The sequence below is a fragment of the Rossellomorea sp. ABR4_004 genome, from assembly GCF_056159585.1.
In genome coordinates, this window is record NZ_JBSWVM010000001.1 from 878,476 (window position 1) to 892,015 (window position 13,540).

Consider the following 13,540-nt stretch of genomic DNA (forward strand, 5'->3'; position numbering starts at 1 on the left):
ACTAAAACCTCTTTCTACTGTTTAGTCGCCTCCATAATCCACACAAAGGTATTTACTTGCTTAAAAGTGACTGAAAACCCATTTTGGTCCAATAATTCCTTTAGAACATCCAAGGTCGTGTAATATTCCCGTTTTAAATCTTCAGCAAGGTTGTAATACTCTTTTTTGATTGCTTGGGATATGGCGGCTTGATAGTGCTGATCCGTTTCAAACATCGTATCTGCAAATACTATTTTACCACCATGTGCTAGGAGCTTTCCATATATGCGAAAAGCTTTTCCCTTTTCTTCATCTGTTAAGTGATGGAATGCATAGGAGCTCACGATGGAATCTGCCTTTCCTTCTAAAGAAAAGTCGAGAAAATCTCCATCCATGAACGTTACCTCTTTTCCAAGCTTCTGCATTCCAATGGCCCTCATTTCAGGGGAAGGTTCAAATGGTACCACTTCAAGTCCTCCGTCCAGTAATCTTCTGGTCAGATTCCCTGTCCCGGGACCAAATTCAACGACTCTTCCCTTTGACCGCGAAACTACTTCGTCAAGAATGGATTCATAGTCCTCGAAAACCGCTTGATATTCAACGTCTTTCCCCGTTACTGTATCGTCATAAGAATCTGCCCAATCCTGGAACAAATCCAAAAATTCTCTACCCATGGTTAAGCACCTCAGCTACATTAAGTTTATAATTCCTATAAACATACTATGAATTAAAATAAAAACTGTTATTAAATTATCATATTCTTTGAATGAATTCAACAATTAATAATTGTAAAATCCGTTTTCCGGCTCTAAAATAAGGGGAGATAACCTGTCTGTAAGGGGATCACAGTAAAAGAGGAGGATAAACATATGAATATTTCATTTGACTTAATAGAAGATAAAGTAGAGTTTTTTGAAGCAGATAGTTTACGAACATTGGAAAAGAAGGTGGATGAACAAATCCAGCATAATAAAGCGATCATGCTGAGCGTTCATCATGTAAATCATGCCGTTTCCATTGATGAAAATGGGAGAAGATTGTATAGCGCGGCGGTTCATTTTAAAGTGAAGAAATGATTCAAAAAAGGCTCTCCCTATTAAAAGGAGAGCCTTATTCATCACAAATTAATCTTTATCATTTTCCACTAATTCCTGTACTTTGGTTGGCTGCCATCCTTTGCCGTCCACCCATTGGAGATACACTCTGTACGGGGTTTTTGTATCTTTAGCCGTTACCGTAGCCATGGATTTCTGAGGTCCGCCATTCCCTTCCATCCACCAAACGGTCATGTTGTCTTCCGGAATGCCTGTCGCATAAGAAGTAGCCTTGATTTTTTCCTGCCAGTCTACTGTGCCTTCATCATAAACAGACACGTGTTCACCTGTTTGCTCAGTTCCAACCGGCTTCCAGTCAGGATGCACCATTGTTTTCTTCACATTGGGTTCGTCACTTTCTTCCACTTTTAATTCGCTTTGGTCTTCACCCTCTAATGCAACAGTGTCCTCTTCATCAGAAGCTTTGTCTTTTTGTTTCTCTTCATCGCTCTTCTTTTGTTCTTCTTTTTTATCTTCATTATCTTTTTCCTCAGATTTTTTATCCTCATCTAAAGAAACAGATTTGTCGTCTTTTTCAGCATCCTTATTGCTTGAGCCTTTCGTTTCTGTATCAGCAACGTTAGATGATGCCTTCTCATCGCCGTCTCCCATCACTATTGTTGCTCCGACAACGACAATTAATAAAAGTACGACTGCGATCATTATGTTCAAAATTTTATTAGAATTCTTCTTGGATCGTTTATCTAATCGAGATTGGTATTTCGCCATTACGTTCCCTCCCTATTATCCTAAACATTTTAACATGATTAGAGGAAAAGAATAAAGCGAAACATTATCCATCTCAGCTGGTTTTGGTTCCTTTCATAAGAAAGGGAAAAAGGTCGCAGGACCAATGTACATCATGGCTGATTATTTTCAAGATTATAAATGGCGTCTACGCTATCTTTGAAAATCGGGTAGATCCCGCCCTCATCGATCTTCACATCCATGTTGACGGCAACGAGGGAGTATTTAGGATTTTCAAAGGGAAAATATCCGGCGAACCATTTATTGTATAATTCATTTTCCTTCGTTTCTTCTCCCCGATAATTCCCTGTTTGAGCCGTTCCCGTTTTCCCGGCAATCGTGTAGGCAGCTGTCTGCAGGTATGGAGCTGTTCCTTCAGGGGAGTTCACCACTCCCCTTAAATACTGCTGAAGCTTCATGGCTGTATATGGAGTGATTGTCTCACCCTTAGCCTCCTGTTTGGGGAAGGAAAACATCCTTGTTCCGTTTTGGTACTCGACTGCGGATACGGCACTAACTTGATATTTTTCCCCTCCCCTGGCGATAGTGGCCATCATATTGGCCATACCAAGGGGGGTTACTCGAACTTCTTTTTGTCCGATACCTGTTAATGAAACTAGATTTTTATCCTCTCTATCTTTCTCTGAGGAAAAGATTCTTCCATCGCTTACTTGAAGCTGAGGAAAACTTTCATAATGAAAGACGTTCCCTTTCCATGTTATATCCCCGAGCAGCCCAATCTTTTCAGCATATTCATCCAGAATATGAGCATCCTTCTCCGTCAGCTGATTGGCCAAATCGGCAAACGTACGGTTACAGCTGACGGCAAGACTCGTCTTAATATTGATATTACCGTGTGGCTTTTCGGCTGGAGCCCCTCTGATACCTTCATCACATGCAAACAGCCTGCTTTCATCCACAATGCCTTCGTCCATGGCTGCAGCGGCGACAACGGTCTTAAACACGGAGCCTGGGATCAACGCTTTCAGCATGTAATTCGTTGCCCCGCCACTAAACGGGTCCTTACTGCTCATGGAAGGTCTTGATACACTGGCAACGATTTCACTTTTTTCGATATCAAGGAGCAGTAAGCCTCCCTTTTGAATGTTATACGTATCGGCTACTTCCTCCAATGCTTGCTGCATGCTGGCATCGATTGTCGTTTTCACATTAAGGGGGTAGAAGGGATTGGCTGGGGCCAGATATTTCACGTCTACACCGAATAGGGGACCACCGATGGCATCCACATGATAGATCAGCTTTGCTTCTTCCTCTGCGACCAGCCACTCGTCAAAGCTTTCTTGAAGACCTGACACACCAATTTTCTGATTCGCTCCTTTTACTTTATCAGGATAACGCTCATGAAACACCTCTGTATTTTCTCCTGTTACGCCGATCAACTGAGACGCAGGGACTTCGGTGCTTTTGAACTTTTTAGTGAGTGCGAACACTCCCTGAATTTCAAGGGCATTAATGTCACCCATTTGGCTTTCCGTCAGCTGTAACGGTTCTTTTCCGCCAAAGATGATCGGTCCTTTCGCTTCCTCAAGCTTTGATAGGATTGTTTGAGGTGGTACATGGAGAATATCCGCCACTTTTTCTGCAGGCCAGTCCATTTTCTTCAGGAAAGGAAAAAGAACAAGAACATTTTTCTCCGTATACGTAAGTGGCTCCCCGTTCCGATCGAGAAATTCTCCCCTGCCTTCATCAATCACCAATTGCTGCGTTCGTTGAGAGACACTTTCTTCGAGAAGATTGATTTGATGTTTCGAATAAGATTCTGTTTGGAATAATTGCAATTGCATCAGTCTAGCTGCTAGCGCAAAAAGAGCAAGTAATAAAAAGATACTGAGTAACCTGATTCGTTTTCGTTTCATTTTGTCACCTCGTCCCCATTGTTGACGAGATTCATGTGAAATAATCTTATTCACAGCATAAAAAAAGAAGGGACTCGCTAATGAGCCCCTCCTACATGATCAGCTTACTTCCACAATCTTCACATTCATTTCTCCACCTGGAGTTTGAACGCTTACTTCCGCGCCTACTTTATGACCAAGAAGGCTTTTCGCGATTGGTGAATCATTTGAAATTTTACCTTCAAACGGATCCGCTTCTGCACTACCAACGATTGTGTATGTTTCTTTGTCTCCGTCCGGCAGTTCAACGAACGTTACTTTTTTACCTAATTGTACTGTATCTGAATTCATATCATCTTCTTGAATGATTTTCGCATTGCGAATCATGTTTTCTAAAGTAGATATACGACCTTCAACAAATGCTTGTTCATCTTTCGCTGCGTCGTACTCTGAGTTCTCGGATAAATCTCCAAAGCTGCGGGCGATTTTAATACGCTCAACCACTTCTTTCCGTTTAACCGTTTTCAAATTCTCCAGTTCTTTTTCTAACTTCTCTTTACCTTCTGTTGTCATCGGAAATACTTTATCTGTACTCATGACCCTCTTCACTCCTTCTGCTATCTAAGAGTTTCCCCATACTCTTTATGTAAATGTTCATTTGCTAGTTATGTAAAGGTAGGGAATGGAGAGAGAATTCATTCTCTCTCCATTCCCTGCTTCTTTACAATGTGGGAAAATGTAAAATCTACCTATATGTCTTTATCTATGCTATCGTATTACAAAAATGACTTTTGTTCAAGAATTGTTTGAATTTTTGTTACCATTAAATCAATTGCCACGTGATTATGCCCGCCTTCTGGAATGATCACATCGGCATATCGCTTTGTTGGTTCAATGAATTGATTATGCATAGGACGAACGACTGTGATGTATTGATCGATGACGGAATCGATGGAACGACCGCGCTCTTTAATATCGCGCAGCATTCTTCTGATGATACGAAGATCCGCATCTGTATCTACATATAGCTTAATATCCATTAAGTTACGCAATCTTTCATCTTCTAATACTAAAATTCCTTCTAAAATAATAACATCTTTCGGTTCAACGAGAATCGTATCCTCAGAACGGGTGTGCATTTTATAATCATAGACCGGTTTATTTACGGGCTGATGATCTAGTAGACCGTGCAAATGTTGAATTAATAGATCATTATCAAATGCCAATGGATGATCATAATTCGTTTTTAGACGTTCCTCAAAAGGTAGATTCGATTGATCTTTATAATAATAATCCTGTTGCAGCATTAAAATCGAATGACCTTGAAATTGTTCATATATGGCTTTGGTAACACTAGTTTTACCTGAGCCGGATCCTCCTGCTACACCAATCACAACGGGTTTATGCTTCATAAGTATTAGGTGTTCTCCTTTCGCATCATGTTATCAGGATATACTCTCTGATGAACCTTGAATTTCACAATTTGTAATGGGTGACGTGCAACATCAAGCTCATTTCCTTTTTCATCCCACATCATCTCCACAACTTGCGTAAAGTTTGAGATCTCAGGACCGAAAAATTCTACTTCTTGTCCTATTTTAAAATGGTTTCTTTGTTGCAGGGTGACGATTTTCGTTTCTTCGTCGTAATCTAACACGAGTCCGACAAATTCATAATTTGTGTTTTTCTTATTATGAACACCAAACATTTGCTCCTTGAAGCCTGGAACTCCCTCAAAAAACGCTGGAGCTGTTTCACGATTTGCACATTTATCAAGCTCTTTCAGCCATTCTTGCTGAATCGTAAAGTTATCGGGATCTTTACAGTATTCGTCAATCACTTTACGGTATACGCTTACGACAGTGGCTACGTAGTGAATGGACTTCATACGTCCCTCGATTTTCAAGCTGTCAATGCCCAATTCAATCATTCTCGGTATTGATTCAACCAGCTTTAAATCTTTCGGGCTCATGGCAAATGGTGCATCACCATTGCCGTATAGAGGATTTTCATTTTCTCCGTCGATTTCATATAAATCGTAATCCCAACGGCATGATTGACAGCAACCGCCACGATTTGAGTCACGGGCCGTCATATGGTTACTTAAAGTACATCTGCCTGAGTAGGCAATACACATGGCCCCATGGATAAAGGTCTCGATTTCAATATCTACCTTTTCTTTCATTTCACGGATTTCGTCGCCGCTTGCTTCACGCGCCAATACCACTCGATTAAGTCCTTCTTCCTTCCAGAACTGGACTGCTTTCCAGTTTGAAAGGGACTGCTGTGTACTTAAATGGACTTCCACATTTGGTGCGACTCTTCTGCATGTTTCTATGATGAGTGGATCAGCGACAATAATCCCAGCGACTCCCGCCTCCTGAAGTCCACGTAAGTAGTCTTCAAGGCCGTCCATATTCTCATTATGGGCATAGATGTTGGTTGTTACATAAATCTTTGCGCCATAACTTCTCGCAAAATCCACGCCTTCTTTCATTTGTTCGAAGGTGAAATTCTCGGCGTTTGAGCGCAGACCGTATTCCTGTCCACCAATATAAACTGCATCTGCACCGTAATGGACAGCTATTTTCAATTTCTCCAGATTACCGGCAGGAGCCAGTAACTCAGGTTTCTTCACAATGACACGTCTTCCATCTACTATCTTGGATATTGGTTTTTTTACAACCGTGGTCATCGTCACTCCTCCGTTCTGATCAATCTTCATTTCGTTCTAATACACCGTTTCTTTAAAGAAAAATCCCGTATCCAATGGACGATTTTCAGGTTGAAGTTCCTTCGCTTCTTCTAAAAACCCGTCTTTCTGCTCGTCATATTGATCTTCGTCTTCTATGCATAGATCAATGGCTTTTCGATATAGTTTCGTCACTCCAAGTATATAGTCTGAGGATTTCTGGACACCATCGATTTTGAAGGAATCAATACCGGCCTCGATCATCTCACCCAGTTCATCGACAATACACATATCATTCGGACTCATAATATGAGTTCCATTCTCATCTTCATAGATTGGGTATTTATTATGACGTTCTTCATCGTGAAGGAACATATTACGTTGTTCTTTACGGTTTTCAATCTCCATCGCCTTGCCTCTATACTCAAAATAGTTACCAAGTAAAGAGCGTTTTGACTGGAACATGCAGGTCATTCCGTGGACCTGGACCTCGATTTCAACTTCTGCATTCTCTTTCATCTCCACGATGGTATCCAGGCTTAATTCCCTGGCCAGAACAGCGCGTTTCGCCCCTTTTCTGCCCCAATAATTACATGTATACCAATTGGTGGCAGTCGTTTCCGTGTTCCAATGAAGAGACATTTCAGGTGCCACTTCACGTGCAGCCATCAACACAGCAGGATCCCCGAACACAATCGCATCCGCGCCGGCTCCTTGAAGAAATGCAATATAGTCGTCAAGTTCTGAAATTTTATCATTATGGAAGAGCGCGTTCATGGCTACATACACTTTTTTACCGTGTTTGTGTGCAACTTTGATTGCTTTTGCTACAGCTTCTCTTGAAAACTCTCCTGCAAGTCTTAAACCATACCTTTGTTCGCCAATCATAAACGCGTCCGCTCCCGCCAATGCTAACGGTTCAATATCAGAAACAGAGACAGGAGTCACGAGTAATTCTGGTTTTTTCATGAGCGATCACCTCTTTTTTTACTGATGGCAATGCCGTCTCCAACGGGTAAAATACTCGTATCAAATTGCCCATGATTCATGAGCCATTCATTATAATTCTTTAATTTTTTGACCATGTTTCGAATTCTTTTCTGTTCTACCTCTTCTTGGGCGACAAGTCCCTTAAACAGGACATTATCCGAATAGACGACCCCTTCTTCTGAAAGCATTTCAGAATAGAGTTCAAAGAATTTAAGGTATTGACCCTTGGCGGCATCTATAAATATGGCATCAAAAGGCCCGTGCTTTTCCACTTCATCGCCGAGCTCCAAGGCATCACCGAATAAAGTTACGACCCTCTTTCCATTCTCTGAACGAGAGAGAAAACTGTGAGCTGCATCGAATCTTTCTTCGTCACGTTCAAGGGTAACAATTGTCGTGTGAGGAAGAGCCTCCGCCATTCTGAGAGCGGAATACCCAATGGCAGTCCCAATTTCCAAGATGCGTTTCGGTTGTTGTATACGTAACATCCCCAGCAATGCTTCAATCCCTACCAGCTCCATAATCGGAACGTTATGAGCTTCTGCGTACTGTTCCATCTCAGCAAGTAAAGGGGAACGTTCTTTCACGATTGATTCTATATAGTGAATAACCTGTTCGTTCATAAATAAGCCTCACGATCATGTTCATAAGTGGTCTCGGGGAACGGATCCATTCTCAGACAACATGAAAAGAAGAAAGCTACAATGAGCTTTCTACTTCACACACATCTTCATAAAGATATCGCCCGTATATAAAAATAACTTGTACTATTTTATCACATAGAGAAGAGGAAAGCGAATATTTCTTTCCTCTTCTCACCGCTCTATTCTTCTTTGTTTGTAATGTACTTCGCCTTTTTCTCGTTGTGCTCTTCTAATGTTTCAGAATAATAGACGGATCCATTGGCAGAAGCCAGGAAATAGTAATACTCTGTATCCTCCGGTTCTAAAGCCGCTTCAATCGAAGACACACCTGCATTCGCGATCGGACCTGGTGGTAACCCCTTCACTTTATAAGTGTTATAAGGTGAATCCACTTCAAGATCTTTGTAGACGGTTCTTTTTTTATGCTTACCTAATGCATAAAGCACTGTGGGATCGGTTTGGAGAGGCATGCCTTCCTCAATACGATTATAGAAGACACTTGAGATTTTCCCTCTGTCTGCTTTTTCTGTTGCTTCTTCTTCAATGAGCGAAGATAACGTAAGAAGTTCATGGGCTGTGTATTCCCTATCTGCCATTGCTCCCTCATATTGAGCGAGGACTTCGTTCGTTTGAGCAATCATCTTCGTTAATATCGCTTCTAATGAAGGATTTTTCTCATAGAAAGGGTACGTGGCAGGATATAGATATCCTTCCAAAGGACGTTTAATTTCTTTCTTCAATATTTCATCAGTTATCAATGCCGGATATTCCTGTTTTAATTGCTCGAGCCATTTCTTATCATTTAATTTATCAACAATTTCTTCTTTTTTGTATGGGGACTTTTCCGCAATAAGCTCAGCGATTTGATCTAATTGCAGTCCCTCAGGTATGGTAATCTTAAATTCTGCTTTTCTCATTACCTTACCAGTTTTTAAGCTATTAACAATTTCATTTAATGTCATGGAAGGTGTCAAGTCGTAAGAACCTGCTTGAAAACCTGATTCATTGTTAAATTTCACATAGTATTTAAAGATTGTTGAATTCTTAACGATTCCTTCTTCCTCCAGAATGTTCCCGATGGATGTCACTCCGGAGCCTATAGGTATTTCGACTTTTACTGGTTTCGTATTGTCCGGATCGACGGGTTTTAATGCTGAATTCACGTAAAGGTACCCACCAATGGCCGTTCCTCCAATAATGATGACAAGACAAAGAATGACAAGTCCTACTATTTTTCTAATGACCTTTGCCTCCTCTTGTCTTTCCAGCAGTTTTTTCATAAGTGTCTCTTTTATATTTTTGTTCTTTTCCAAAGCTATATTTCCCCCTTTCGAGCAAAAAAGCGGGATATCCGTTAAAGGTAATTCGACATCATCTCCACTATTATACAATATTTTGCACAAAGTGAAACAGGGACCTGCAAAAAGGTGAATTTTTTGTCCCTTTTTGCGGTCCCTGTTTCTTATGAAACTATAGCTTAATGCTTATTCTGCGTCTTCTTCTTCGTCTAGGAAAGTGTTTAACATTTCTTCGATCATGTCCCACTCTTCCTCAGTTTCAATCGGCTTTAATTCGCCTTCTTGACCTTCGTCTCCCGGAAGGAAAGCAGAAGCGTGAATTTCAATTTCTTCTTCGTCGTTTTCATCTGCTCCCAGTGGATAATAAAGGACATATGATTTATTGAATTTATCTGATTCAAACGTGAAAAGAACCTCGCATAATTGTTCATTTCCTTGTTCGTCAACTACTGTAATTTGTTTTTCTCCGTGTTCCATGAACATTCACCTCATTATTTTTGGCTGTCAAGATATCCTTGGAGGATCATCATTGCCGCCATTTTATCAATTACTTTCTTACGTTTCTTCCTACTTACATCGGCTTCTAAAAGGACTCGTTCCGCAGCCATTGTACTCAGTCGTTCATCCCAGTACTTAACGGGAAGGGATAACTCTTGCTGAATCAATTCTCCATAAGCTTTAGACGCTTCTCCCCGGGGACCAATTGAGTTATTCATGTTTTTAGGCAATCCGACTACAACTGTATCCACCTGGTACTCTTCGGCAAGTTCCTTTAATCTGTCGATCCGGAACATCCCTTGATCTTCGTCAATCTTAATCGTTTCAATTCCTTGAGCGGTCCAACCAAGCTCATCGCTAATTGCGACTCCCACTGTCTTAGATCCGACGTCTAAACCCATTACACGCATGTATTATCCCTCTTTGTGCTGTTTCAAATACGATTTGACTAATTCTTCGATGATCTCATCACGTTCTAAACGTCGGATGATATTTCTGGCATCTTGATGTCTAGGAATGTAAGCAGGATCTCCAGATAATAAGTACCCTACGATTTGATTGATCGGGTTGTACCCTTTTTCTTGAAGAGCATCATGAACCTGCAGGAGTACTTCCTTCACGTCATGTTCGAACGGCTCCTCTGAAAAATCAAATCGCATCGTTTTGTCAAAAGAACTCATTTTTAGCACCTCTCTTTAGGCTTGTCTTTTTGACAACCGAATTGTTAATCGTTACCTACATTGTACACCACTTTAACACGGAGTTAAATGGATTTGACCCATTCTTCTACAATTTGCAGGGCTTCTTCTACTTTTTCCGGGTGTTTCCCCCCGGCTTGAGCCATGTCCGGACGGCCACCGCCTCCTCCACCACAGCGTGAAGCCACTTCTTTAACAAGTTTTCCAGCATGATATCCTTTTTCGACTAAATCCTTCGTAACTCCTGCAATGATCGTAACTTTGTCGTCTCCAGTTGTTGCCAGCACAATAACCCCGGAGCCCAATTTCAGTTTAAGATCATCCATCATTGTACGTAATCCATTGCTATCTCCAGCAGCCACTTTCGCGGAAAGAACATTCACCCCGTCAATGACTTTGACTTGATCCGTTAAGCTACCTGCTTCTATGTTAGACAACTTTGCGGATAATGATTCATTTTCTCTCTGAAGCTCTTTCATTTCTACTAATAAAGAGTCCACGCGGTTGACGACTTCTTTAGGATTCGCTTTAAGTTTGCCTGCTACATCCTTCAGTTGAGAAACCTGATCATTTAACACTTTATAAGCATTCTCTGCTGTAACAGCTTCAATCCTTCTCGTGCCTGCTCCGATTCCACTTTCAGAGAGAATCTTAAATAATCCGATTTCAGACGTGTTCGATACATGACAGCCACCACAAAGTTCTAAGCTATATTCTCCAATCGATACGACGCGAACTTCTTCGCCGTATTTTTCACCGAATAAAGCCATAGCCCCCATCCCTTTTGCCTCTGATAATGATTTCAGGGCTGTGTTCACTGAAATAGCCTTCCAAACCTTTTCATTGACAATGGTTTCGATTTTCTCAATCTCTTCCTGGGAAACAGAACCGAAATGAGAGAAGTCGAATCGCAGGCGATCTGGTTCCACTAATGAACCTGCCTGGTTTACATGATCTCCAAGAACATCTTTCAATGCCTGATGAAGGATGTGTGTAGCTGTGTGATTTTTCTCGACTCTTGTTCTGGATTCACGGGATACTTTAGCAAGCACCTGTGCATGTTGCTCTAATGTACCTTCTTCAACGATGGCAGAGTGAAGGTTTTGGCCATTAGGCGCTTTCTTGACGTTTGTCACCAAAACTTTCACACCCATAGCTTCAATGTATCCTTTATCGCCGATTTGTCCGCCGCTCTCTGCGTAGAAAGGTGTCTGGTCAAGGATGAATTGGCATTCCTGTCCTTTATCTACTTTCGGCTGGCGCTCATTGTCAACCAACAGTTCAAGTATAGTAGCAGTCGTTTCTAAAGTATCATACCCTACAAAGCGACTTTCTACCGTGATATCACTAAGGACTCCACCCTGCACTTGCATGCTTCCTACATCCTGGCGAGCCGACCTCGCTCTTTCACGCTGAGCTTCCATTTCTTTCTCAAAACCATCATGATCAACTGTTAATCCTTCTTCTTCTGCATATTCTTCCGTTAATTCAACCGGGAATCCGTACGTATCATACAAACGGAAGACATCCTCACCAGGAACGATCTTGTTACCTTCAGATTTTTGTACCTTGATGATGGAAGAAAGAATAGCTAGCCCCTCGTTCAATGTTTCGTGGAAGCGATCTTCTTCATTTTTCACTACTTTTTGGATGAATTCCGCCTTTTGCTTCACTTCAGGATAGAAATCAACCATGATTTCAGAAACAACCGGGACCAATTCATACATGAATGGACGATTGATTTCAATTTGTTTCGCAAATCGAACTGCACGGCGAAGCAGTCTTCTTAATACATAGCCGCGGCCCTCATTGGAAGGAAGAGCTCCGTCACCGATGGCGAAGGAAACCGTTCTGATATGATCAGCGATGACTTTGAACGCTACGTCGATGTCACTGTCTTTTCCGTAAGACTTACCGGAAATCTCTTCTGTCGCCTTTATGATCGGAATGAATAAATCGGTATCAAAGTTTGTAGGTACTTCTTGTACAACACATGCCATACGTTCAAGTCCCATTCCGGTATCGATATTTTTCTTAGGAAGCGGAGTGTACGTTCCGTCAGGGTTATGATTGAATTGTGAAAACACAAGATTCCATACCTCAAGGTAACGATCATTTTCTCCACCCGGATATAATTCAGGGTCTTCAGGATTGTCCCCATATTCCGGCCCGCGATCGTAGAAAATTTCTGTATTCGGGCCACTTGGACCTTCCCCGATATCCCAGAAGTTCCCTTCAATGCGGATGATTCGTTCAGCTGGTACGCCTACTTTTTTGTTCCAGATGTCAAATGCTTCATGATCTTCGGGGTGAATGGTAACGGAAAGCTTCTCGGGGTCAAATCCGACCCATTTCGCGTCGGTCAAAAATTCCCAAGCCCATTCAATTGCTTCTACTTTAAAATATTCTCCGATCGAGAAGTTTCCAAGCATTTCGAAAAACGTGTGATGGCGTGCTGTTTTCCCTACATTTTCAATATCATTTGTACGAATTGACTTTTGGGCATTCACGATTCTTGGATTTTGAGGGATGACACGTCCGTCAAAATATTTCTTTAATGTCGCTACCCCACTATTGATCCATAAAAGGGACGGATCCTCATGCGGAACCAATGATGCACTTGGTTCCACCCCGTGTCCTTTTTCCTGAAAGAAATCTAAAAACTTCTGACGAATTTCTGCGCCTGTTAATTTGTTCATGTCAAGCTTCCTCCTTTATATGTATGGTTAAAAAAGAATACAAAAAAGCCCTCATCCCTAAAACAGGGACGAGAGCTGTTTCTCGCGGTACCACCCTGGTTATGAATAAAGGAAAGCACTTCCGCTTTTCTTATATTCATCCCTCAAAACACCTTAACGCGGATAGACGGCAGGCTTTACCTGCACTCAGGATTAGCATTCGGTTATCCTTCATCTAAAATCCCTTACAGCCTGGGGGATTCCTCTCTGGTAGATGGGCTATAACGTACTCGATCCTTCATTGCTTTTATTTTATACGAATACTTGTATATGTTGGATTATAGAAATATTCACTGTATTTGTCAA

The 13,540-nt window shown here is 41.5% G+C and carries 14 protein-coding genes and 1 other annotated feature; of the genes, 1 reads left to right on the top strand and 13 read right to left on the bottom strand.

Annotated features, from left to right (window positions below; genetic code table 11):
• Positions 1-14: 14 nt before the first annotated feature.
• Positions 15-653, bottom strand: a complete 639-nt coding sequence (locus ACXAF2_RS04855) for a class I SAM-dependent methyltransferase (protein WP_475137600.1) — start codon at positions 651-653, stop codon at positions 15-17.
• Positions 654-848: 195 nt separating this feature from the next.
• Between ACXAF2_RS04855 and ACXAF2_RS04860 the strand changes: the two genes are divergently transcribed.
• Complete coding sequence (locus ACXAF2_RS04860) at positions 849-1,055, top strand: DUF2536 family protein (protein WP_113971303.1); 207 nt, start codon at positions 849-851, stop codon at positions 1,053-1,055.
• Positions 1,056-1,103: 48 nt separating this feature from the next.
• Here ACXAF2_RS04860 and ACXAF2_RS04865 read toward each other — a convergent pair whose 3' ends face one another.
• The 12 genes from ACXAF2_RS04865 to alaS form a co-directional block, all read right to left on the bottom strand.
• Complete coding sequence (locus ACXAF2_RS04865; protein WP_475137601.1) at positions 1,104-1,802, bottom strand: YrrS family protein; 699 nt, start codon at positions 1,800-1,802, stop codon at positions 1,104-1,106.
• Between the two features lie 131 nt (positions 1,803-1,933).
• Positions 1,934-3,697, bottom strand: coding sequence for a peptidoglycan D,D-transpeptidase FtsI family protein (locus ACXAF2_RS04870; RefSeq protein ID WP_475137602.1), 1,764 nt, complete (start codon positions 3,695-3,697; stop codon positions 1,934-1,936).
• A 99-nt stretch (positions 3,698-3,796) separates the two neighbouring features.
• Positions 3,797-4,273 (bottom strand): transcription elongation factor GreA, encoded by a 477-nt coding sequence (gene greA, locus ACXAF2_RS04875; RefSeq protein ID WP_475137603.1) that lies wholly within the window; start codon positions 4,271-4,273, stop codon positions 3,797-3,799.
• Between the two features lie 179 nt (positions 4,274-4,452).
• Complete coding sequence (gene udk, locus ACXAF2_RS04880) at positions 4,453-5,088, bottom strand: uridine kinase (protein ID WP_206850170.1); 636 nt, start codon at positions 5,086-5,088, stop codon at positions 4,453-4,455.
• Between the two features lie 5 nt (positions 5,089-5,093).
• On the bottom strand, positions 5,094-6,371 hold the full coding sequence (locus ACXAF2_RS04885; RefSeq protein WP_475137604.1) for a peptidase U32 family protein: 1,278 nt from the start codon (positions 6,369-6,371) through the stop codon (positions 5,094-5,096).
• 36 nt (positions 6,372-6,407) lie between these two features.
• Positions 6,408-7,337: a peptidase U32 family protein gene (locus ACXAF2_RS04890; RefSeq protein WP_475137605.1), complete on the bottom strand. Its 930-nt coding sequence runs from the start codon at positions 7,335-7,337 to the stop codon at positions 6,408-6,410.
• Positions 7,334-7,981, bottom strand: a complete 648-nt coding sequence (locus tag ACXAF2_RS04895) for an O-methyltransferase (RefSeq protein WP_475137606.1) — start codon at positions 7,979-7,981, stop codon at positions 7,334-7,336. Before ACXAF2_RS04895 ends, ACXAF2_RS04890 begins: the two co-directional genes overlap by 4 nt.
• A gap of 200 nt (positions 7,982-8,181) precedes the next feature.
• Entirely contained in the window at positions 8,182-9,321 is a 1,140-nt protein-coding gene (gene mltG, locus ACXAF2_RS04900; protein ID WP_475139111.1) for an endolytic transglycosylase MltG, read from the bottom strand.
• 165 nt (positions 9,322-9,486) lie between these two features.
• Complete coding sequence (locus ACXAF2_RS04905) at positions 9,487-9,777, bottom strand: DUF1292 domain-containing protein (protein ID WP_044339564.1); 291 nt, start codon at positions 9,775-9,777, stop codon at positions 9,487-9,489.
• A 14-nt stretch (positions 9,778-9,791) separates the two neighbouring features.
• The gene (gene ruvX / locus ACXAF2_RS04910; RefSeq protein ID WP_475137607.1) at positions 9,792-10,208 is read right to left on the bottom strand and encodes a Holliday junction resolvase RuvX; all 417 of its coding nucleotides are present in this window, start codon (positions 10,206-10,208) and stop codon (positions 9,792-9,794) included.
• Positions 10,209-10,211: 3 nt separating this feature from the next.
• A complete protein-coding gene (locus ACXAF2_RS04915) occupies positions 10,212-10,478 on the bottom strand; it encodes an IreB family regulatory phosphoprotein (RefSeq protein ID WP_034757362.1) in 267 nt (88 codons plus the stop codon).
• 83 nt (positions 10,479-10,561) lie between these two features.
• Complete coding sequence (alaS, locus tag ACXAF2_RS04920) at positions 10,562-13,195, bottom strand: alanine--tRNA ligase (RefSeq protein ID WP_475137608.1); 2,634 nt, start codon at positions 13,193-13,195, stop codon at positions 10,562-10,564.
• A 61-nt stretch (positions 13,196-13,256) separates the two neighbouring features.
• Positions 13,257-13,485, bottom strand: a binding site (T-box leader).
• Positions 13,486-13,540: the final 55 nt, after the last annotated feature.